At 41.7% G+C, this 21,483-nt stretch carries 19 protein-coding genes and 1 tRNA gene; 14 read left to right on the top strand and 6 right to left on the bottom strand.

Features of this window, described 5'->3' with window-relative positions; translation table 11 throughout:
- Window positions 1-105 precede the first annotated feature (105 nt).
- The 5 genes from ubiE (at window position 106) to MKL62_RS04960 (ending at window position 5,215) form a co-directional block, all read left to right on the top strand.
- Window positions 106-1,053: a bifunctional demethylmenaquinone methyltransferase/2-methoxy-6-polyprenyl-1,4-benzoquinol methylase UbiE gene (gene ubiE / locus MKL62_RS04980; RefSeq protein ID WP_000064213.1), complete on the top strand. Its 948-nt coding sequence runs from the start codon at window positions 106-108 to the stop codon at window positions 1,051-1,053.
- Between the two features lie 11 nt (window positions 1,054-1,064).
- Window positions 1,065-1,733 (top strand): ubiquinone biosynthesis accessory factor UbiJ, encoded by a 669-nt coding sequence (locus MKL62_RS04975; RefSeq protein ID WP_002047646.1) that lies wholly within the window; start codon window positions 1,065-1,067, stop codon window positions 1,731-1,733.
- 12 nt (window positions 1,734-1,745) lie between these two features.
- Entirely contained in the window at window positions 1,746-3,365 is a 1,620-nt protein-coding gene (locus tag MKL62_RS04970) for an ABC1 kinase family protein (RefSeq protein WP_000612218.1), read from the top strand.
- A gap of 123 nt (window positions 3,366-3,488) precedes the next feature.
- Window positions 3,489-4,802 carry an FAD-dependent oxidoreductase gene (locus MKL62_RS04965; protein ID WP_005129825.1) on the top strand — a complete coding sequence of 438 codons (1,314 nt, stop codon included), beginning with the start codon at window positions 3,489-3,491 and terminating at the stop codon, window positions 4,800-4,802.
- 26 nt (window positions 4,803-4,828) lie between these two features.
- On the top strand, window positions 4,829-5,215 hold the full coding sequence (locus MKL62_RS04960) for a VOC family protein (RefSeq protein ID WP_005129826.1): 387 nt from the start codon (window positions 4,829-4,831) through the stop codon (window positions 5,213-5,215).
- 1 nt (window position 5,216) lies between these two features.
- On the opposite strand, the gene MKL62_RS04955 is transcribed toward MKL62_RS04960, so the two are convergent.
- On the bottom strand, window positions 5,217-5,483 hold the full coding sequence (locus MKL62_RS04955; RefSeq protein ID WP_000357680.1) for a hypothetical protein: 267 nt from the start codon (window positions 5,481-5,483) through the stop codon (window positions 5,217-5,219).
- A gap of 213 nt (window positions 5,484-5,696) precedes the next feature.
- Here MKL62_RS04955 and hisIE point away from each other — a divergent pair, with 213 nt between their 5' ends.
- From hisIE to MKL62_RS04910, 9 genes are all read left to right on the top strand, one after another.
- Complete coding sequence (gene hisIE, locus MKL62_RS04950; RefSeq protein ID WP_000073504.1) at window positions 5,697-6,464, top strand: bifunctional phosphoribosyl-AMP cyclohydrolase/phosphoribosyl-ATP diphosphatase HisIE; 768 nt, start codon at window positions 5,697-5,699, stop codon at window positions 6,462-6,464.
- Between the two features lie 9 nt (window positions 6,465-6,473).
- Window positions 6,474-7,976 carry a UvrD-helicase domain-containing protein gene (locus tag MKL62_RS04945; protein WP_000065140.1) on the top strand — a complete coding sequence of 501 codons (1,503 nt, stop codon included), beginning with the start codon at window positions 6,474-6,476 and terminating at the stop codon, window positions 7,974-7,976.
- Window positions 7,977-7,999: 23 nt separating this feature from the next.
- Window positions 8,000-9,382, top strand: a complete 1,383-nt coding sequence (locus MKL62_RS04940) for an AAA family ATPase (protein ID WP_005129829.1) — start codon at window positions 8,000-8,002, stop codon at window positions 9,380-9,382.
- 314 nt (window positions 9,383-9,696) lie between these two features.
- Window positions 9,697-12,546, top strand: coding sequence for a monovalent cation/H+ antiporter subunit A (locus tag MKL62_RS04935; protein ID WP_000381591.1), 2,850 nt, complete (start codon window positions 9,697-9,699; stop codon window positions 12,544-12,546).
- Window positions 12,543-12,911 (top strand): Na+/H+ antiporter subunit C, encoded by a 369-nt coding sequence (locus tag MKL62_RS04930; protein WP_000624229.1) that lies wholly within the window; start codon window positions 12,543-12,545, stop codon window positions 12,909-12,911. The genes MKL62_RS04935 and MKL62_RS04930 overlap by 4 nt, the downstream gene beginning before the upstream one ends.
- A complete protein-coding gene (locus MKL62_RS04925) occupies window positions 12,911-14,722 on the top strand; it encodes a monovalent cation/H+ antiporter subunit D (RefSeq protein WP_000459271.1) in 1,812 nt (603 codons plus the stop codon). Before MKL62_RS04930 ends, MKL62_RS04925 begins: the two co-directional genes overlap by 1 nt.
- Before the next feature lie 2 nt (window positions 14,723-14,724).
- Window positions 14,725-15,252: a Na+/H+ antiporter subunit E gene (locus tag MKL62_RS04920; protein ID WP_005129831.1), complete on the top strand. Its 528-nt coding sequence runs from the start codon at window positions 14,725-14,727 to the stop codon at window positions 15,250-15,252.
- Window positions 15,249-15,524 carry a monovalent cation/H+ antiporter subunit F gene (locus MKL62_RS04915; RefSeq protein ID WP_000154076.1) on the top strand — a complete coding sequence of 92 codons (276 nt, stop codon included), beginning with the start codon at window positions 15,249-15,251 and terminating at the stop codon, window positions 15,522-15,524. The genes MKL62_RS04920 and MKL62_RS04915 overlap by 4 nt, the downstream gene beginning before the upstream one ends.
- A gap of 12 nt (window positions 15,525-15,536) precedes the next feature.
- Complete coding sequence (locus MKL62_RS04910) at window positions 15,537-15,941, top strand: Na+/H+ antiporter subunit G (protein WP_001167533.1); 405 nt, start codon at window positions 15,537-15,539, stop codon at window positions 15,939-15,941.
- Between the two features lie 55 nt (window positions 15,942-15,996).
- Here MKL62_RS04910 and MKL62_RS04905 read toward each other — a convergent pair whose 3' ends face one another.
- From MKL62_RS04905 to MKL62_RS04885, 5 genes are all read right to left on the bottom strand, one after another.
- Window positions 15,997-16,398, bottom strand: a complete 402-nt coding sequence (locus tag MKL62_RS04905) for a ribosome-binding factor A (RefSeq protein ID WP_000897046.1) — start codon at window positions 16,396-16,398, stop codon at window positions 15,997-15,999.
- Window positions 16,398-19,097: a translation initiation factor IF-2 gene (gene infB, locus MKL62_RS04900; protein WP_000130326.1), complete on the bottom strand. Its 2,700-nt coding sequence runs from the start codon at window positions 19,095-19,097 to the stop codon at window positions 16,398-16,400. The genes MKL62_RS04905 and infB overlap by 1 nt, the downstream gene beginning before the upstream one ends.
- A gap of 10 nt (window positions 19,098-19,107) precedes the next feature.
- Window positions 19,108-20,592, bottom strand: coding sequence for a transcription termination factor NusA (gene nusA / locus MKL62_RS04895; RefSeq protein WP_000532248.1), 1,485 nt, complete (start codon window positions 20,590-20,592; stop codon window positions 19,108-19,110).
- A 37-nt stretch (window positions 20,593-20,629) separates the two neighbouring features.
- A complete protein-coding gene (rimP, locus tag MKL62_RS04890) occupies window positions 20,630-21,154 on the bottom strand; it encodes a ribosome maturation factor RimP (RefSeq protein ID WP_000777730.1) in 525 nt (174 codons plus the stop codon).
- Between the two features lie 215 nt (window positions 21,155-21,369).
- Window positions 21,370-21,446, bottom strand: a tRNA-Met gene (locus MKL62_RS04885).
- Window positions 21,447-21,483: the final 37 nt, after the last annotated feature.

Raw genomic sequence — 21,483 nt, 5'->3', positions numbered from 1 at the left:
TTTTATTCATTATATTTGCATGATGATGCCTGTAAAAATAGACAAAATCTGTCATCATGCAGAACTTATTCCGTTTCACTTGAGTTTGAGTCTAGGAGAGACAATATGTCTAACGAAAACCAAAAGCCAACATCTCCAACTGAGCAGGCACAAAGTTCAGACAAAGTTAGCCCATTCCTAAGCTCACCGTTACCGCAAGGTACCCCTCAAGGGCAACAACAATCTTTACAGCAAACCTTAACAGATACACCTGTTAGCGGTTCTGTACCGAAATACAATTTACCACGTGGTGCAGGCAACACTGGCAACGTTGGTGAAACAACACACTTTGGTTATTCAACAGTTCGAACTGAAGACAAAGCACAAAAAGTTGCTGAAGTTTTCCACTCGGTTGCAAGCAAATATGACCTTATGAATGACTTGATGTCATTTGGTATTCACCGTTTATGGAAACGCTTTGCAATTAACATGTCTGGTGTTCGCCGTGGTCAACATGTGTTAGACATTGCTGGTGGTACAGGCGACTTAGCAAAAGTATTTAGCCGTGAAGTGGGCCCGCAGGGTCATGTTGTACTTTCAGACATTAACGAATCTATGCTCAATGTTGGCCGTGACCGTCTAATTGATGCAGGCTGCACCAATGTCGATTTTGTACTTGCCAATGCTGAAACTTTAGAACCTTTTGCAGATAACAGCTTTGACCTTGTCACCATTAGCTTTGGTTTACGTAACGTGACAGACAAAGATGCTGCGCTTGCTTCTATGTTCCGTGTGCTTAAGCCAGGTGGTCGTTTACTTGTTCTTGAGTTTTCTAAACCAGTATTTGAGCCATTCTCAAAACTTTATGACCTCTACTCATTCACTGCTTTACCGATTATGGGTAAATTGGTTGCCAATGACTCAGAAAGTTATAAGTACTTGGCTGAATCAATTCGCATGCACCCAGACCAACGTACCTTAAAAGGGATGATGGAAAATGCTGGCTTCCAGAACTGTGATTATCACAACCTGACTGGCGGTATTGTTGCTGTTCACCGCGGTTTCAAACTGTAAGGGATAGCGATATGTGGTCGATTCTGGCACTCGGTGCAGTCGAACGTATCATTCATCATCTGATCGATCTGGATGCATTAACCCGCATTCAGCTCAATCAGCTACAGGGCAAAATGTTGCGTGTTATCATCGATAGCCCGCAACTTTCTGTTGATGTATTCTTTGACCAAGAAAAAGTACGTCTTGAACCTACCGTTACAGGGCACAGTGAAAAGCCATCTATTTTTGAGCAGCGCCCTTTTGATCCACAATTTAAAATTTCTGAAGCCACTGCAACTTTGCATGTCAAAGATGTCATTGAACTGATCAAATTATTATTAAGCGATCCAGACCAAATTGGTAATATCCCGCTTCAAGGTGATTATCACCTCTTACAGGATATTCAAAAAATTATGCAGCAAGCTGAACCTGATTTAGCTGCGCATCTATCAAAATGGGTTGGTCCTCAACTCGCTCACGAAATCGGTAAGATTCAACTTGCACCAAAACATTTAAAACGCTCTCTTCAAAGTCATCTATTTTTTGCTGAAGATGCCTTAAAAGAAGACAGCGGTTTATTTGCCCCACGTTGGGAAATGGACGATTTAAATCAGGCTACGCGTAAGCTTAATCAAGACATTGATCGTCTAGAAGCTAAATTGCAGCAGCTCAATGCACAACTACAACCCACTCAAGACTAGGTAAGACTTTATATGATTCCGCACGTTTCACGTTTACTCGAACTTTGGCGTATTGCAGCGCACTATAGACTCGATACGTTGTTCCCTGCGGATGAATTACCTGTTAAAGCTAAGCATGCATTGAACATTATAAAAATGCATCCGGCAGCATGGTCTAGTCGTGAACGTAAAAATCCTTTAAAGCTTAAAGAAGCTTTAGAAGATATGGGGCCGCTTGCAATTAAGCTTGGACAACTCCTGTCAACTCGCCGTGATTTGATTCCACCTGAAATACTCGCCCAACTGGTTTTACTTCAAGATCAGGTCAAACCTTTTGATGGAGAAGTTGCCAAACAACGTATTCAAGATTCTTTAAAGGCAGATGTAAATACACTGTTTGCCCGCTTTGATGATCAACCACTTGCAGCAGCCTCAATTGCACAAGTCCATACAGCGGCGCTACATGATGGACGTGAAGTTGTTGTTAAAGTTACTCGTCCAGACATTCGTAGCCAAATTTTACAAGACTTTGAAATTCTGGCTTGGCTAGGTAACACCTTAGAAAGTCGTCTTGAAGCTGCCCGTGCATTACATTTATCTGAAATTATTCAAGACTACCGCCAAATCATTTTAAATGAGCTGGACTTAAGTATTGAAGCAGATAACACCCGTCGTATGCGCCATTACTTCACTGGTTCAACCATGATGTATGTGCCAGAAGTCTACATGGACACCAAAGATGTGATGGTGGCTGAGCGTATTACCGGTGTCCCTATTTCAGATACGGCAACCTTTGACCGTTTAGGCATGGACCGCGCACAACTTGCAGAAAAAGGATTAACCATTTTCTTTACGCAAGTCTTCCGCGATAACTTTTTCCATGCCGACATGCACCCCGGCAATGTCTTTGTAGAAACCATTAATCCAAGCAATCCACGCTTTATTGCACTGGACTGTGCAATTATGGGTGAGCTATCTAAACACGACCAGATGACGGTTGCCCGCATGTTGCTTGCTGTCATGAACAGCAACTTTATGCAGCTTATTCAAATTGTGCATCAAGCTGGCTGGATTCCACCGGGTACAGATCAAGACGCGTTAGCACGTGAAATGCGCCGCACTGTTGGGCCAATGGTGTCTAAACCAATGGACCAGCTTGATTTTGCGGGTATCTTAATTCAAGTGATGGATATTGCCCGTCGCTTCCATTTAGAAATCCCGCCACAGCTCATGCTACTACTCAAAACTTTGGTGCATGTAGAAGGCTTAGGTACGGACCTTTATCCGCAACTCGACATCTGGAAATTGGCGAAACCAATTTTGACAGAATGGGTCAAATCTAATATGAACCCAGTCAAAAATGTAAAAGAGCTTGGTCAGCAATTGCCAGACCTACTTTTAGGCGCTCAAGATTTCCCAAGTTTAATTATTGATAGCTTAAATGGTTTAAAAAATCAGTCTGCTTGGCAAGATCGTCAGTTACGTGAAATTCAACAGCTTCGTTTACAAATGGAACACCAACAACGTCGTAGCTGGATGTTTGGCAGTACTATGCTAATTTTGCTAACCATTGCGATTATTAGCCCTTGGTTTGTATCTATTATTTTGATTGTGTTGAGCAGCTTATTGGCGCTGTGGCGTGTATTGAAATAACTTCCAAGTCCCTTGCTCATGCAAGGGACTTTTTATGGGTAAAACTTATAATTTAAAAAAATATAGATCGATTATCCGTTCATTGCTAAATTTAGCTTTATGAATGCTTGAAAAGAACAAACAATGAAAACACCTCATTTTGCCATTATTGGTGCAGGCACGGCAGGTTTAGCCACTGCGATTTTGCTCGCCCGTGAAGGCAACCACGTTACTATTTTTGAACAAGTTGATGAGTTATCTCCGGTAGGTGCAGGTTTACTGCTACAACCTGCGGGCTTAGCCGTATTTGAGCACTTAGGTGTGCTCGACAAAGCCCTAACCTTAGGTGCGAAAGTCACAGGCTTAGAAGGACAACTTCCAGACAAGCGTCTTTTAGTTAACAGTCACTATCGCGAAGCATCAACAAATCTTTATGGTCTAGGTATACACCGAGCCACTTTATGTCACGTTCTCACTCAAAAACTTAGCGAATATTCAAGCCAGATTACTTGGTGCATGAATCATTCCGTTGAAAGTTTTGTAGAATATAACGATGAAGTTCGGATATTTGGCAGTCATCAAAATCAAAAGTTTGATGCTTGCTTTGATGGCCTACTCATTGCCAATGGTGCTCGTAGTCAATTACGCCCTAAAGCATGGGTAAAGGTTGACAAAGCTTATCCTTGGGGGGCTGCGTGGAGTATCGTGCCCGAGTGCCAAGTTCTCGATTCTGAAATTTTGCATCAATTTTATGATCGCTCGAAAATTATGATGGGAATTCTTCCTACGGGAGCGATTCCAACCGAACCTCAACAGCGCCTTTCAAGTGTTTTTTGGAGCTTACCTACGCCACAATTACAAAGCTTTTTGCAAGATGAGCAGGCTAAACAAGCTTGGTTAAAGCAAGTTTCAGAACGTTGGCCCAAAGTTGCAGAGTGGCTCAAAGAAATTTTGTATAACAGTCAAACTCAGCCCAAATGGCTATCTGCAAACTATCGTGATGTCGTCATGACTCAATTTGGTCAAGGTCGAATTGGGGTAATTGGAGATGCAGCTCATGCGATGAGCCCACAGTTGGGACAAGGGGCCAATATGGCATTATTAGATGCTTGGGCTTTTTCTCAATCATTGCGACATGCTCAAAAAAACCAGAATATTGATTGGTCCCTGCTCTGGCAGCATTATCACCAGCTTCGCGGTTCATCTACCCAGTTTTATCAATTTCTTAGTCGCTTACTAACACCACTTTATCAATCTGACCATTGGTGGGCGGGAGGTTTAAGAGATTTAGTTTTCCCTTGGATGTATCAAATTCCTTATTTTCGAAAAGAAATGGCAATTACAATTTCAGGCTTAAAAACAGGGCCATTCAAGCAACTTGATTATGATCAGGTAGCTCAATTGCCTAAAGAAAACAGTGCATTTCATTTAGAAAGCCAATCTTTGTCTGACTATTAACCCCACCAAATAATAGTGATTAACACATGAAAATCAGCCATCTTGATCATCTTGTTTTAACTGTCTCAAATATTGAATCCACCTGTAATTTCTATCAAACCGTATTGGGGTTTGAAGTCATCACGTTTAAAGGTGATAGAAAGGCTCTAAAGTTTGGAAATCAAAAGATAAATTTACACCAGCAAGGCAACGAGTTTGAACCGAAGGCATTACAGCCGACTCCCAGATCTGCCGACTTGTGTTTTATTTCAGACACTCCCATTTCAGAAGTGGTTGCACACCTTAATCAATTAAATATTCAAATTGAAGAAGGTCCGATTGAGCGTACTGGTGCAATGCATCCTATTCTTTCAGTTTATATTCGCGATCCAGATCAAAATTTGATTGAGATTTCAAACAACATAAGGTTATAAGTTATTTAAAATTTACAGGGATATTTTGTAATTGTTTTTTAATATCCCAATCTTTGGGTTTCTCTTTTAATTTCCACCAATTAGCACCTACCTCTAACCATTTATTGCGGTACGCTTTTACAGATTCTTTAGTATAATCCTCATATCCAAATTCAACCCCACAACAATCACAAATATTAAAGTTTGGGTCTTCGCCACTTTCCCCCCACGGCTCTTCATCCTGTATAAGACCACATACTCGACAAGCAAAATTTTCTATTTTGTCCAAGACTTATTTTCCTATGTTATAACAATATGCTTAGATAATTTTATAATAGCGATGGCTTCACAAATCAAAATTAATTTAAACAACTCTTAAATTACAATTTACTAATACCCATCTTATAGACAAATCATATAAACGATTTTTTATACGACAAGCATAGCCAACCCTAAACACAAGCGCTACACTAGCTCATTTCCACTGAATGGATTTCCGCTCATGTCAAACTGGTTAGATGAAGTTAAATTTGATTCCAATGGTCTTATCCCTGCCATTGCTCAACATCATCAAACCGGACGTATTTTGATGGTGGCGTGGATGAACCGTGAATCACTTGCACTCACAGCAGAAAAAAATCAGGCTGTGTATTTCTCCCGTTCTCGCCAAAAACTTTGGCACAAAGGTGAAGAATCAGGTCATTTCCAAACAGTTTATGAAATTCGTTTAGACTGCGATGGCGACGTGATTGTATTACAGGTTGAGCAACATGGCGGTATCGCATGTCATACAGGTCGTGAGTCCTGTTTCTACCGTAAACTCACCCCACAGGGCTGGGAAATTGTCGATGCACAGTTAAAAGACCCTACTGCAATTTATGGCGACAAAGCCAAAGCTGAAAGTCACGATCATGCTCATACTACTGAACAAGTGGATGTACTTGCTCACTTAGGGCAATTGATGCAAGAACGTAAGCAAGCAGAAGCAGACACATCATATGTTGCAAGCCTCTACAAAAAAGGCATCAATAAAATTTTAGAAAAAGTCGGCGAAGAAGGCGTAGAAACCATTATTGCTGCGAAAGACTACGCTGCTCAAAATACAGAAAGCAATTTAAATGACTTGATTTATGAAACTGCCGATTTGTGGTTCCATAGTATTGTCATGTTGGGTTATTTCGATCTTAATCCACAACTTATTATTGACGAGTTAGGTCGTCGTCAGGGTTTATCTGGTTTAGTTGAAAAAGCTAACCGCAATAAGGTTTAAAATCACTCAGTGTCGAATATCGAAAAACCTAAAGCCACCTATGAGCAAGCAATTGCTATAGATAACGCACGTCTTGGGCAATCATTTAAAGTGATTGCCTATGCGGGCACAGGTAAAACTACTACGTTGCAAATGATTAGTGATGCCATGCCTGAACGGCGTGGTATGTATTTGGCTTTTAACAAAGCCATTGCTGGTGAAGCTCAAAACAAATTTCATCGCAATGTAGATTGCCGTACTTTTCACTCACTCGCCTTTCGCAGTGTGCCACGTGGCGTAACTGATAAATTACGCTTACCTCGCTTAAGCCCAAGCTTTATTGCAAAAGAATATCGACTAGAACCGATTACCCTACGTCGAATGATGGGTGGACGTTATGAAAAATACGTCTTAATGCCAAGTCGCCTCGCAAGCCTTGTCGCCAATGCGGTGAGCTATTTCTGTTCGACCAGTTCTCAATATCCAGCGCCTCGACATATTCAGGCGCCAAACTGGTTACATCCAGACGATATTACTGCACTTCAAACTCACCTTTACCCTGCTGTAGAACGCCGCTGGCTAGAGTCCATCGACCCAAGTCATCAAGCAGGAATTGGTCATGATATTTACCTCAAACTTTGGGCATTATCTGAGCCTAATATTCCGGCCGATTATGTTTTATTTGATGAAGCACAAGATGCTGACCCTTTAATGCTGGGTATATTACTTCGTCAAAAAAGTACGCAGGTTATTTATGTAGGCGATGCCCACCAGCAAATCTACGCGTGGCGCGGTGCAGTAAATGCCATGCAACAGCTGCCTTTGCCAGAGTCTCGCTTAACGACCTCTTTTCGTTTTGGGGAAGCAATTGCCGATGTCGCCAATGCGTTATTAGGTGGCTTAAATGAGACAGTTCCTTTGCTTGGTAATCCGAACCAGAAATCAAGTGTAGTCAATAAACCGCATACAAAAATGCGTGATGCGATTTTGTGTCGTACCAATGCTCGCGCAATGGAGCTGTTATTGGCAGGCTTAGTTCACGGCGATAAAGTGAGTTTGCAAGCTGACCATCAAAAACTAAACCGTTTTGTAGATGCTGCAAGCCTCTTAAAACAAGGAAAACGAGTTACTGACGTTCCTGAGTTGGCATGGTTTAACTCATGGCATGATGTTCATGAGTACTGCGAAACCAATGAAGGAAGCGATATTAAACCATTGGTTAAGCTGGTAGATGATCACGGCACTGACCCATTAAAAAAAGCACTTGCAAAGATTACTCCCCTTGAGCAAGCTGACTATGTCATCTCGACTGCCCATAAAGCGAAAGGGCTGGAATGGAACCGTGTCCATATTGAAGACGACTATCAATTTAAAATTAATGGATTAGAGCATAAGATTACAGATGAAGAGTTAAGATTACTGTACGTTGCCTGTACTCGTGCTAAAGTAAGTCTAAATATCCATCATCTTTATGATCTGATACAACAATTAAAACTAAGGGCGCCTTTAAGTCTTCGTCAGTCGGTTGGTTGAAGCGCTCATAATTAGGTGAGCCTATGAAACTTGAATCTATCCAATTTAAACATATTGCTCTGTTTCATGACCTAAAAATACAGTTCCAATATGACAAACAACCGATTACTTTAATTTTAGGCGAGCAGGCGACTGGCAAAAGTATGCTACTCAAGCATATTTATCATGCTTTAACGTGGTTTCCTGCGCGCCTTAAAGATGCACGCACACCAGGCATTGTCATGCCAGATCAGGACATTAGCCATTCTCGTTTGCAGTCTAAAATAGAAGTCAGCATCCAGATTCCACCGGAATTTGGACAGCTCCCTGAAACCACTTCAACCCAGCAAACCGACACATCTCTGTGTAGCTGGAAACTGTTCAAGACCTTAAATTCAAGTGGCGTAGGGATTAGTCAAGTTGAAACTCAGCAGCTCGATCAAACCATTACCCTTTATCATCAAGTCACAAGAAAAGACCCACTTCAAGGTCTTCCCTTACTCGCTTATTATCCGTCAGAGCGATTTGTTAACGATATAAATTTACTGAATAAAAATTTACCGGGTATTACTCAGTCTATTTCTGCTTATGACATTAGCTTCATTCCGTTTACCACCTTCGCCCGCTTTTTTGAGTGGTTACGTGAAATTAGCGATATTGAAAATGCACAAGCGGCTCATGTTGTACAGCGAATTATTTCAAAACAATCCAATTCACAAGATCAGGAAGAAATTTTACGTCAGCTACAACTTGAATTGGCAGGACATCCTAAACAGCTTCCTTCACCAAATTTGTACGCATTAAAATCGGCATTAAAGATTATTTTTCCTGAGCTTGAAGACTTTTATTTGCAATATCACCCAAAACTTCAACTTATGGCACATTACAAGGGTGAAGTCTTGGCCTTTCAACAACTTTCTAACACCACTAAAACATGGATTGCACTCGTAGGCGATGTGGTTCGCAGGCTTTGTTTGCTCAATCCGTTGAGCTTAGACCCTTGTCTTGAAGGTGAAGGCGTTTTGTTAATTGACCAGATCGATTCACAACTAGATGCAGCACATTGCTCAGAAATTTTAAATCGTCTTCATCGCGCATTCCCACGCTTACAAATTATTGTGACCGGAAGCCGTGAAGAATTGCTTGAACATGCAGCCGCATATCAATGTTTTAAATTAGAGCATGGAAAAATCAGTCCACTTGATTTAAATACCACTCAGCAGCAACTCGAACATCTTTATACGTTATTACAACAAGATGAAGCGTTAACGCCACATATGGACCCCTTACCGCTTGATACCGAGCTGGCAACAGCTCAAATCGATAGTTTGTACCAACAAATCCAAAATCTAAATGAACAGCAAAAAAATGAATTATTACGTATGATTCATGCAGGAGACACCTCGGAAGAAACCTCCTCTCTTTAAAATTTATTATCCATTTCGCTCAATTTTTATAATAAAACCGAATTCGCTAAATATATGATGAGATCTGGTTTTTTGAGCTGGAAAATCACTAGATGTTGTTACCACATGTAATAACATCAGATTTTTAATGATTTTTTAGTGTACAATAAATTTCATTTTGCGTTTTTATTATTCAAGTTGCGCAATACAACTTGTTTCTCGCTTTATTTTTCTAATTTGGTCGGGTTTTCAGAATATAAGCTTTGGAAATCTCTTTGAATTCCTATCTATTCTGAAATGAAAATTTCACCTTTAGGCTTCGGTCTAAATTATATATGGATACGAGTGTGCTACCGATAATTATCTTATTACCGTTAATATTAGGCACCACCCTTGTTTCATTGCTTCAACGGTTTTCACGTGGAGTAACGGCTTTAGGGGCGATCGGAGTCAGTTTAACCAGTTTTGGTTTATTACTGACTCAGGCTAAAACTGTGCTTGGTGGTGCAAGCATTCAACAAAGTTGGGATTGGTTACCACAATTAGGAATTAATCTGAGCTTTAGACTTGATGCCCTTGGTTTATTATTTTCTCTTCTTATTACCGGTATCGGTACACTCATTTATATTTATGCCTATTATTATTTAGGCCCTAAAAATTCATTAAGTAAATTATATTTATTACTCATGCTGTTTATGGCAGCAATGCTTGGTATTTCCCTCTCTAACAATTTAATTATTTTATTAGTCTTTTGGGAACTTACCAGTATTTCATCCTTCCTATTAGTCGGTTACTGGAGTCATTACGAAGCTGCTCAACGTGGCTCGCGTATGGCACTTACCATTACAGGTATGGGTGGACTCGCCATGCTAGGTGGATTTGTCTTATTAGGACAAATCACAGGAACCTACGAAATTAATGATATTGTCGGAATGAAAGACCTCATTCAAAGTCACTATCTGTTTGTTCCGACGCTTTTGCTTATTTTACTGGGTGCATTTACTAAAAGTGCTCAGTTCCCGTTCCATTTTTGGTTACCCAATGCAATGGCAGCGCCCACTCCCGTGTCGGCCTATTTGCACTCTGCCACCATGGTAAAAGCCGGGATTTTCTTATTAGCTCGTCTTGCACCTATTTTCATTGGTGCTGCGCTTTATCACAACATTGTCACGTTTGTCGGCCTATTTACACTTTGTATGGCCGCATGCTTCGCAATTTTTAAAGAAGATCTAAAAGGGCTACTAGCCTATTCTACAATTAGTCATTTAGGTCTTATCGTTTGCCTGCTTGGTATTGGTTCACCTTTGGCTGTTGCTGCGGCAATTTTCCATATTATTAACCACGCAACCTTTAAAGCTGCCCTGTTTATGATTGCCGGGATCATTGACCATGAAACAGGTACACGTGACCTTAGAAAGTTAAGTGGGATTTGGCAACTATTACCGTTTACCGCAACACTGACTATGATTACAGCGGCATCCATGGCAGGTGTTCCTCTCACCAATGGCTTTATTTCTAAGGAAATGTTCTTTACCGAGCTATTAGCGAGCCTTTCAGGATCAACTGTTATTTTTGCCAGTATTATTGCGACGCTTGCTGGTATTTTTGCAGTCAGTTATTCAATTCGCTTAGTACACGGCGTATTTTTTGATGGCCCCGTAGGTAAACAAGTTCCAAATAAAAATGCCCATGAGCCACCTATCGGCATGCGAGCACCAGCTATATTGCTTGCGACATTATGTATTTTGGTCGGTATTTTCCCTGCCCTACTGGTCGAGCCTCTAGTTAACAGTGTGACACGTGCAAGTCTTATGCAACCTGATTTTGCAGGTACTCATCTTGCAATTTGGCATGGATTTAATGCGCCATTAATCATGAGTATTATTGCTCTAGTTGGCGGTACGCTTTTCTATTTTGCCCTAGCAAAAGATGGCATGATTCGTAAGATCGACCTTGACCCACGTTTAGGGCGCTTACAAGGCCGTATTTTATTTGACTTATTCTTAAAGCATTTATTATTAACAAGCCGAAAAATTAAACAAAAAACCGAAAATGGTTCTTTGCAAAGTTACCTGTTCTTAATCATTGCTTTTAGCATCGTCATGGTTACTCTGCCTTTGTTCAATCAGGGCCTTACCACAGGTACACGTGAGCTGACTCACGCACCATGGATTGCAGTAGTTCTTTGGCTGACCTTATTCTCAGGTTGCTGGATGATGCTTTGGTTCCACCATGAACGTATCAAGGCTGTACTCATTAGTGGTGCAATTGGTCTTGTGGTTACCATGGTATTTGTCACCATGTCGGCACCTGACTTAGCACTCACTCAAATTACAGTAGATGTAGTTACGACTGTTCTGTTGTTGATGAGCTTATCGTTACTCCCACAACTTACGCCATATGAATCTCGTCGCTCAAGACGTTGGAGAGATGCTGCGTTAGCAATTATTGGCGGTTTAGGAATTGGTTGGATTACATGGCTTATTTTAACGCGTGATCATAATTCGATTTCATGGTTCTTTGCTCAGCAATCCTTACCACTTGGCGGCGGTTCAAACATTGTAAATGTTATTTTGGTGGACTTCCGTGGCTTTGATACCTTTGGTGAAATTACAGTACTAGGCATTGCTGCGATTGGTGCGCTATGTCTCATGGATGGCATGCGCGTACATGGCACCACCATGACACAAGGCCTCACCTACCGCTTTAACCCATCTCCGCTTATGTTCCGTATTACGGCCTCTTGGGTATTACCTTTAGCATTGGTCGTAAGTGTCTATATCTTTATGCGTGGGCACAACTACCCGGGTGGTGGCTTTATTGCAGGACTGATTACCTCAATGGCACTGATTATTCAGTACATTGCTTTAGGTCAAGATCAAGCAGAACAAATGTTAAAAGCCCAATCCGGTCGTCTTTACGAAATCTGGATTGGCTCCGGATTAACAATTGCAGGCCTTACTGGCATTGCCGCATGGTTCTGGGCACGTCCATTCTTAACCAGTGCGCACGTCTATGTTGAATTACCAGTTTTAGGTAAGTTGCATCTGGCTTCAGCAGCAAGCTTTGATCTGGGTGTGTATATCACCGTAGTAGGCGCTACCATGCTACTCATTTCTGTATTAGGGGACTCTCGCCACTCGAGTATGTCTGGTCCTGTACCTCATGGGGAGAAATCATCATGATCAGTTTAGAATTCTTACTGGCCTCTGCCATTGGGCTACTTGTTGCGACAGGCATTTATCTAATCTTACGTGCGCGTACCTTCCCTGTTGTGTTGGGCTTAGCAGTGCTGGGCTATGCGGTTAACTTATTTTTGTTTGCGATGGGCCGTTTGCAAGTCAGCTCACCAGCCATCCTAACCGAAACCACCAATATTACAGATCCACTTCCACAAGCACTTGTTTTAACAGCAATCGTGATCGGTTTTGCCACTACCGCTTTTATTGTGCAGCTCGCATTACGTAGCCGTTATGAATCCGGTAGTGACCATGTTGATGCTAAAGAAGATATTTCTCCAACATACGACCCACGTGAGGATGAGCCGTGATGTTTGATTTTTTATCTTTTTGGCAAGCTAATACACCAATTTTCAGTATCCTCATCCCAGCATTTACTGGTTTTATCTTATTGCTTCTAGGTAACCCTGGCGCTGGTGCATTAAAAGAAGATTGGCGACAACCTTGGCGCCGTGGCATTAGTTTGATCTCAGCAATAGCTGGGTTAATCACTGCTGTTAGTTATCTGCTTGTTGCAAACACTGGCCAAATTACAGTTTATCAGTTGAGCGAGTGGTCAGCTCCCTTTGGTATTGTGCTGGTACTCGACCGCCTTTCAGCTTTTATGCTAGTTTTAACTTATGCCTTAGCAGTTCCGGTTTTATGGTATGCCAGTGAAAACTGGGATACGAGAGGTCGCTATTTCCACGCCATATTCCATTTTCTTTTAATGGGGCTATGTGGCGCATTCCTCACAGGCGACTTATTTAACCTGTTCGTTTTCTTTGAAATCTTGCTCATGGCATCCTACGTCCTCTTATTACATGGACAAGGAAAACCGAGATTTCAGCTTGGTGTGCATTACGTCATTATCAACCTTTTAGCCTCTGCCCTGTTCTTAATTGGTCTTGGCATGATCTATGGCAGTGTAGGTAGCCTCAATATGGCTGACGTTTCACGTTTGCTACCGACTTTAGATGCAGATCAACATAAATTAGCAGTTGCAGGTGCCTTACTATTATTTGTCGTGTTTGGTATTAAAGCGGCCATGCTACCAGTTGGTTTTTGGCTACCAAAAACTTATGCCGTGGCAAGTACACCTGTCGCAGCAATTTTTACCATTATGACCAAAGTGGGGATCTATGCCATTTTGCGTGTCAATGGAACTGTATTTAATGATGTACTCAGCCAAGAAATCTTTAAAAGCTGGTTGCTTCCAATTGGTTTAGTGACTTCTTTATATGGCGTGATTGGCGCAATTGGTGCAGATCGCCTCAGACGTTTTGTTGGCTTTATGGTGCTGTCTTCAATTGGTACTTTATTGATTGCAATTGCCATGTCAAACACGCAAGCGTGGTCTGGAGCATTATTCTATTTAGTCCACAGTACATTAATTGGTGCAGCATTTTACCTGTTCTGTGGCTGGATGACTTCACAGCGCGGTGATTTTAAAGACCATTTAAAGATTGCACCAAGAATTAAACAAGAAAAAGCAGCCATGCTGACCTATTTCCTGATTGCCATGATGCTCGCAGGCTTACCACCTTTTAGTGGCTTCTTTGGGAAAGTATTTATTTTGCAGGCTACTGTTGAAACTGCATATCAAGGCTGGGTTATTGGTATTGTTCTTTTGGTGAGCCTATTAAGCATTATTGCATTAACACGTGTCGGCTTTATTTTATTCTGGCGTGCATCGCCACCAGAAGAAGACCCGATCAATCCTGCTTATATTATTTATCGTGCTTTACCTGAAAAAGCACCGCCACGTAACGATACAGTCATCTATATCTTGCTTGCCGGTTTAGTGGCTTATGTAGCATTTGCTTCACCTGTATTGCACTACACCACAAATACCGCTCAGCAAATTCAAGATCATGCCCTGTATCAGCAATCTATTCTTAAAACTGATCAAAATGGCGAAGTTATTAGTGTTCAGCCATATGACTCAACTTATTTACCAGAAACAAAATATGGTGGTGAGGTTGAAGATCATAATGCCTATCTTATTCCTGACATTATTTCGAAAGATACTTTCAACGGTGAGCATATTTCTGAATATAAACACCGCCAAATTCAGCAGCAAGAAAAATTGCAAACCCCAACCATTGCTGATGAAAGTCAACTGAAACCTATGGAGCCATAACAATGCAGCTATCTAAATTGCTTGACCGCTGGTTTCCGCATCCATTTGTTTCTTTTTTGATTATCATCTTCTGGTTAATGCTCGCGCATAGTCTTGATGCGAGCGACCTGCTTATGGCTGTAATTTTGGGGCTTGTTATTCCTCGTCTAGTTCGTCCTTTTATTACCAGAACCCCGCATATCCATTGGAAACCTGCCATAAAACTGTGTTTTGTTGTCTTGTGGGATATTATTGTTTCCAATTTTCGGGTTGCTAAACTGGTATTAGGGTCACCGAAAAAATTACATCCTAAATGGTACCGTGTTCCATTAGAAACAGAACATGAACAAGTAAACTCTTTACTGGCAATGATTATTACCACAACGCCTGGCACGGTCTCTGCCGGTATTGATCAAGAGCGTGGTGATATTTTGGTCCACTCTCTTAGCACAGAAAATACTGAAAGTGATGTGCAAGACATCAAACAACGCTATGAGGCTCCACTCATGGAAATTTTTGATGTGAAAAGCAAATCGGAGGACAACGTATGACCATCCTACCTTATGCTCTTGGCATTAGCTTGATTGCTATCACAATCTCTATGTTGCTTTGCTTATTTCGAATGGTGATGGGTCCATCTATTGTCGACCGCCTACTAGCGCTTGATACCCTATTTTTAAATGCGACCTGTCTCATTATTGTGTTAGGCATTTATTGGACAACCACCTCTTTATTCGAAGGGGCGTTGTTAGTCGCTATGCTAGGGTTTGTTTCAACGGCTGCTTTAGCCCGTTATTTTACAACTGGTCATGTAATCGATTAGGGGAAGGTCAAAATGCAAATTACAATGGAAATTATTGTTTCGATCTTTCTGGTTTTCGGTGCTTTTTTTATGTTAGTCGGATCTATCGGTATGGTGCGTCTACCCGATTTATTCATGCGACTACATGCACCTACCAAGTCGAGTACATTAGGCTTAGGTAGCTTTTTAATTGCTTCAATGATCTTTTTTGCTTTTCAAGGCCGATTTGGCTTTGCCGAGTTACTTATTACACTGTTGGCTTTTATTACTGCACCTGTATCAGCCAACTTAATTGCTCAAGCCGCGCTACATTTACGTTTACGCTCATTGAGTGGTGAAGTACCTGAAGCCATCGAACGTCCTCTACCTTGGGATCGGTATAAAATTGGGCAACGTTTTTCACAAAACAAACCACCCATGGAACCTCCTCAGGAATAAAACTTGAACACAAAAAAAAGCCACCCCAAGGTGGCTTTTTTATTTTGAGTTTTCATTACTCTTCGTCATCTGACTCACGTTTCGGTAAATCTTGTACCGCTTTTTCGATAAGGCCAAACATATAGTTGCCATATGCATTGGTTTTATCGTAATGGAAACGCAAGCGAGGCGTGATGCGCGTTTTAATACGACGACTCAACTCCTGACGTAAAAAACCAGATGCTTTATTCAAAATATCTAGTGTTTCACGGTGAGCCACTTCGTTTTGGTCATCGCTTAATTCACGACCCATCACGGTCACATAGACATCGGCATAACCTAAGTCCGGACTGACTTTAACGCCTGAGATGGTCACAAGACCACCCAGACGCGGATCTTTCAACTCCTGACGGATAAGTTCAGAAAGCTCGCGCTGTACTGAATCCGCCATTCGCTTTAAGCGTTGTCCACCCGCCATTAAAGACTCCGTTTAACCATTTGAACATCATAAACCTCAATCTTATCAAGAGGTTTGATGTCGTTATAACCTTTCACGGCAAGACCACATTCCATACCGGCACGAACTTCATCAACGACATCTTTATAACGACGTAATGATTCAAGTTCACCTTGGAAAATCACAACATCATCACGTAAGACACGGATTGGTTTGTTACGGTGAATCACGCCTTCCATAACCATACAGCCCGCAGCAGCACCAAACTTACTAGAACGGAACACTTCACGTACTTGAGCAACACCCAAGATAGTTTCACGGTGTTCAGGAGCAAGTTTACCGCTCATGGCATCTTTTACATCATCAATCAATTCATAGATGATGCTGTAGTAACGAATATCGATACCGTCTTGGTCACTCTTCTGACGAGCAGCTGTATCAGCACGAACGTTGAAGCCTAACAATACAGCTTCTGAAGACTCGGCAAGAATTACGTCAGATTCAGTGATCGCACCAACACCAGAACTAATTACGCGAACTTTTACTTCATCAGTAGAGAGTTCATGTAATGCAGCATTCAATGCTTCTAAAGTACCACGAACATCTGTTCTTAAAACAACGTTCACTGTAGGAACGTCTTTTTTGCCCATAGATGCCATGATGTTTTCAAGACGCATTGCGCTTTGACGTTCGATACGTTTTTCACGTTCACGGTCTGCACGAGCATCAGCAACTTCACGTGCCTTCTTCTCGTCATTTACGACAAGAACTTCATCACCCGCCATTGGAGCTTCTGGTAGACCCAAAATTTCCACTGGAATAGATGGTCCTGCTGACTTAATCGGCTTACCGTTTTCATCAGACATCGCACGAACACGGCCATATGATGAACCAGCAAGAACAAGGTCACCAATATTTAATGTACCGTTTTGAACAAGAATCGAAGTTACTGCACCACGGCCTTTATCAACACGTGCTTCAATAACAACACCTTGTGCAGCACCTTCAGCAGATGCTTTTAATTCCATCAATTCAGATTGAATCAGAATTAAATCAAGGAGTTCATCAATACCTTGGCCAGTATGTGCTGAAACCTTAGCAACCGGAACATCACCGCCCCATTCTTCTGGAACGATTTCTTTGGTTGTTAATTCATTTAACACACGGTCTGGATCAGCAGATTCTTTATCCATTTTGTTGATAGCAACAATAATTGGAGTTCCTGCTGCACGTGCATGGTCAATCGCTTCTGCAGTTTGCGGCATTACACCGTCATCTGCTGCAACAACCAATACCACGATATCCGTTGCTTTAGCACCACGTGCACGCATTGAGGTAAATGCTGCGTGTCCCGGTGTATCAAGGAATGTAATAATCCCTTTGTCTGTTTCAACGTGATATGCACCAATGTGCTGGGTAATACCACCTGCTTCACCTGCCGCCACTTTGGAACGACGGATACGGTCAAGCAATGATGTTTTACCATGGTCAACGTGACCCATGATTGTAACAACTGGAGGACGAGTAGTTTGTTCACCACGTGCTTCTTCAGCTGCTTCAAGTAAGTTATCTTCTGCTTGTGTATCAGAAACTAGAACAGGGTTATGACCCATTTCTTCTACAACAAGTGCAGCTGTATCTTGGTCAATTGTCTGGTTCTGGTTAACCAATTCACCCATTTTCATAAGTGTCTTGATAACTTCACGTACTTTAATCGCCATCTTTTGAGCAAGATCGGCAACAACAATGCTTGAACCGATTTCTACATCATAGACTTGCTTTTTAACTGGCTTTTCAAAACCATGCTTGTTCGCTTGGCTTGATTTTAAACCACGTTTGTTATGGTTAACGAAGCTTTGCTCTTCTTGACCACGACGACCGCCTTTCTTACCAGCGCGAGGGTTAGTTGTAGCACCACCACGTTTAATTTCACGGTCTTCTTGATTAAATGAATCTTCATAAGCTTGGCCAACAAGACCTGAAGCAAGAGGAGAATCATCAATCACACGAATAGTTGCAGTAGCATCATCATTTGAATATTTAGATGCCATCTTACGCATTTGTTCAAGCGTACGCTGCTGAGCTTCCTCAGCCGCTTTACGACGTGCAGCTTCTTCAGTTGCTTTCAACTGAGCTGTTTGTGCTTCACGCGCTTTCTTTTGCTCTAATGTTTCTGCTGGTTTTGGTGCAGGTTTTACTGTACCACCACCACGTTTTTTCACTACAACAGCAGCTTTAGGAGCTGACTGTGCAGCGCTATCTTGTTGATGAGCAGCACGCATTGCATCTAAAGTTGCTTTTGCTTTTTGCTCTGTTTGAAGACGCGCTTTTTGCTCTGCAGCTTCACGCGCTTGTTGTTCTGCACGCGCTTTAGCTTCTGCTTCTGCGCGCGCTTTAGCTTCTGCTGCAATTTGTTCTGGGTTTGGTTTAGCAAAAACCTGTTTTTTACGTACTTCTACGTTAATAGTTTTTGCTTTACCCGAAGTACTTGCAACTTTAGCGGTACTGGTTGTTTTACGTTTCAACGCAATTTTTCCTGTGTTACCACTTTCCTGACCATGCACCTTTTTCAAATAATTGACTAAAGTGTCCTGTTGTTCAGTGGTAATAATGTCGTCTGCTGTACGTTGAGGCAAACCTGCTTCACGAGCCTGTTCTAGGAGCTTCTCAACAGGACGTCCTACGCTGAGAGCTAACTCTTTAATCGACTTGTCCGTCATATTTCATCTCCTAGTTAAACCATGATTCGCGAGCTTTCATGATCAATTGACCTGCTTTTTCATGACCAAGACCTTCAATATCAGAAATATCGTCAGTTGCTTGATCTGCCAAATCATCAACAGTAATAATACCGCGAGCGGCTAGCGAGTAAGCGATCTCAGAGGTCATGCCTTCCATATTGAGAAGGTCTGCACTCGGTTCTTGAATATTTTCTTGCTGTTTCAATGCATCAGTTAATGCAGCTTCTTTTGCACGACTTTGCAATAACTCAACTAACTCAGCGTCAAGTTCAATTTCGTCAAAAGTTTCAGCTGGCACATAAGCAATCTCTTCTAAAGAAGTGAAGCCCATCTCTACCAACGCCATTGCCAAGTCTTCTTCAATATCTAAACGTGATACGAACATGTCGAGATATTGCTGAGCTTCATTCTGCTGACGAGCACGATACTCTTCTTCAAGCATCATGTCGAGTTTGTAGCCAGTTAAATCAGAAGCTAAACGAACATTTTGACCTTGCGAACCAATCGCACGTGCCAATTGATCATTGGTAGCAAAAATGATGTCTGCACTTTTTGCATCTTCATCAAGCACAATGCCTGATACATCAGCTGGTTCTAATGCACTTGCGATGTATTGAGCTGGATCATCAGACCAAACTACAACATCAATACGCTCACCATTTAACTCTTGCTGTACCGCCTGGATACGTGTTCCACGCATACCAATACATGCACCAACAGGGTCAATACGGTGGTCGTTCGTTTTTACTGCGATTTTTGCACGAACACCTGGTTGACGCGCCGCAGCTTTAATTTCAATAATTTCTTCAGAAATTTCAGGAATTTCTTTCTTCATCAAAGCAATAAGCATTTCAGGCTTAGCGCGTGATAATAGAAGCTGAGCACCACGGCCTTCACGGTTTACACTATATAAAATAGCATTTACACGTTGTTTTGGACGAAGAATCTCTTTAGGAATCATTTCTTCACGAGCTAAATAAGCTTCAGCATTGTCACCTAAGTCAATGATGAAACCATCTTTAGTTTGCTTTTTCACTTCACCGTAAATTAGCTCGCCAACTTTTGATTCATAAGCATCAGCAACTAATGCACGCTCTGCTTCACGAATTTTTTGTACGATAACCTGTTTCGCAATCTGCGCAGCGATACGACCGAACTCAATCGATTCTACTTCAAGCTCACGAACGTCGCCAATTGACCATTTTGCAGGATCAACATCAGAAATTGCGTCTTGGCATGCTGGCATTTCATGATCTTCATCTGCCACAACAGTCCATTGACGGAAAGTACGGTAATCACCAGTTCTACGATCAATTTCTACACGAAGCTGAGCTTCTTCAGAATTGGTACCCTCGTAAAATTTTTTCTTCGTTGCAGCAACTAGAGCTTGTTCTAAAGCTTCGAAGATCGCTTCACGACTAACACCTTTTTCATTACTAACCGTTTCAACAACGGTAAGAATTTCGCGGCCCATAAGTCACCTACCGATTTCTTATATAATTTAAATAAATTTAATCTTGATAGATCAAGTTTGCTTTATCGATATTGTTGCTGTCGATATCAAGCACATGCTTTCCTTCAACTTCAACCTGAATCTCTTCATTTTCAAGGTCTACAGCAAGGAGTTTTGCTTGAAATTTACGACGATTTTCTACTGCAGCAATCAAACGCAAAGCAACCTGTTGTCCAATGTAGCCTTGCAACTGTTCGAGTTGAAAAAATGGGCGATCCCAACCTGGTGAAGAAACTTCTAATGCATATTCACCTGAAATCGGATCATGGACATCCAGCATTGCGCCGACCTGTTGTGTAACACGAACACAATCTTCTACACCAATACCGCGGCCTTGCTCTACTTCACCATCTTCATTAATCACTGGTTCAGCATTTTCATCAACCGGTCTATCGATATAAATACGCAATAATGAACGCTTACCTTGTGGAAGGAATTCAATTCCCCAAAGGTCGACACCACATGCCTCCACTGCTGGAGCAATCATGTCATACAATGCTTGGGATTTATTTGATAATTTCATTTACTCTCGTCATTCTCGTGCGATTCAATCGGTTGTTTTAACCGACACAGACTTACTATAGTGAAGCATGACTATTTGACCAATTGATGTCGACACTACACGATAGCGATACGATAACCAATAAAAAAGGGCGTTAATCGCCCCTATATAGCACAGAAAACAATAGTCCACTGTGCAAAAAGGCCCACCTTGTCTGTGAGCCTCTTTAAGAAACTTGGTAGCGGGAGCTGGATTTGAACCAACGACCTTCGGGTTATGAGCCCGACGAGCTACCAGACTGCTCCATCCCGCATCAACGTGCAAAAATTATATACAAATATCGAAAAAAG

This window comes from Acinetobacter sp. AOR01_HL (genome assembly GCF_027855455.1).
Taxonomy (GTDB): Bacteria; Pseudomonadota; Gammaproteobacteria; order Pseudomonadales; family Moraxellaceae; genus Acinetobacter; species Acinetobacter baumannii.
The sequence above is the reverse complement of the archived record's forward strand: the minus strand, read 5'-3'. Positions and strand labels throughout refer to the sequence as shown.